Annotated in this window: 1 protein-coding gene; it reads right to left on the bottom strand. The window is 25.5% G+C overall.

The annotated features are described in order from the left end of the window. Positions 1 to 138: 138 nt before the first annotated feature. Positions 139 to 1,377 (bottom strand): hypothetical protein, encoded by a 1,239-nt coding sequence (locus H593_RS0115410; protein WP_037052685.1) that lies wholly within the window; start codon positions 1,375 to 1,377, stop codon positions 139 to 141. Positions 1,378 to 1,483 lie beyond the last annotated feature (106 nt).

Genomic DNA, 1,483 nt, shown 5'->3' with positions numbered 1-1,483 from the left:
TAACGTTGTTGTATATGGTTTGTTGCGTATTTCAAGCAACTAATTTAGTGAATAATTACCGACCAAGAAAGTCCGCGAGGACTTTCGCAAGTAGGTAAGAAGCCAGCAATAAATTATATACGGTGTTAGCTGTAGTAATTATTTTATTAGTTCATTTAATTTAGCAATAATTCTCAAGCTATTATGTATTTTCAATGATTGTTGAAATATTATAAAAGCAAAATCAATTAAGTAAATTTCCTTAAACCTATCTTTTTTTACAGGCGATTTATATGGGAAATATTGTATAATTTGATTTTTGGCATTAAAATTAGTCTTTAAATGACCTATTCCATTTCTGATTTGACTATTCAAAGTATTTAAAAAATAGTCATTTAAAATAGGTTCTTTTTTAATGATTTCTTTTTTTATTCCGTTATCTCTATTGCAATAAAAAGATAAGTTATTACATTCTGTAATTGTTCCGAAATTGTCAAAGTCATTCTCTTTTTCAAGATTCAATAAACCAAAGTAAATTGATGATATTCTACTTAAAAACTCAAATTGTTCTATGAATATGTGTTTTAATTCATTAAAGTCAAAAGTTGTTATATTTAAATCTTCGCCATAAGATTTTGAAAAATCATTTTTAGATGATAATAAAACTACAGGTAAAAAACTTTTTGAATTTTCAAGGAATTGTCCAAGTAGGTTTATTCCTTTTATAAACTCGTCTTCTACATTAATGTATTTTTCTATTTCAATTTTTAATTCTTTTAACTTTTCTTTTTTATTGTGATTGTTTTTGTATAATTCATTAAATATTTTATCATCAAATTCTTTTTTGTAGAATTTTGTTCTTAAAAGATTAAATACATTTTCATTTAAACTTACAAGCATTAAAGAGCAATGTTCAAATGTTTCTATTTCATCTATTTCATCGTCAAAATTTTCTTTTAGATGATTTAAAAAATAAAACCAATTCTTATTTTCGAACAGTTCAAATAATGTGATTAAAGAGTTAAATTTGCTTTTGTAGAAAGAGTCAAACTCATTTATTTTTGCTGTAAAATCCCCTAATTCTTGCATAGTGAAGTATCCAGGAAAAAGAGCCAAAAATGGTGTTAACGTAGATGTAACTTGATTTGTTTTCTCTTTTAAAATAGGTAATTCAGTAGAAACACTCACTACTTGGTCAGCATTGTCGAATTCCATAGTAACATTTTCATAAGGAAATTGAAATGCACACTCTTTATCTCTTACAACTTCTCCTTTCAATATTTTCCCACATTTATCACAAGGAATATTTACTTTTACAGGATATATAGTTCCAACTTGATGTCTTAATTTTATTTTTTGTTGGCAAGTACTACAGATTACTATTCCTGATATTGTCATAGGTTGGTTTTTATGTCTTGTCCTGAAATATGGCTACAGGTTAAAATTGAATTAAGCTGATAATTTATATACCATATTTGGTGTTTTATAATCTAAAGATAAATGT

The organism is Psychroserpens burtonensis DSM 12212 (assembly GCF_000425305.1).
Lineage (GTDB): Bacteria > Bacteroidota > Bacteroidia > Flavobacteriales > Flavobacteriaceae > Psychroserpens > Psychroserpens burtonensis.
This window is presented reverse-complemented; position numbering and strand designations above follow the sequence as displayed.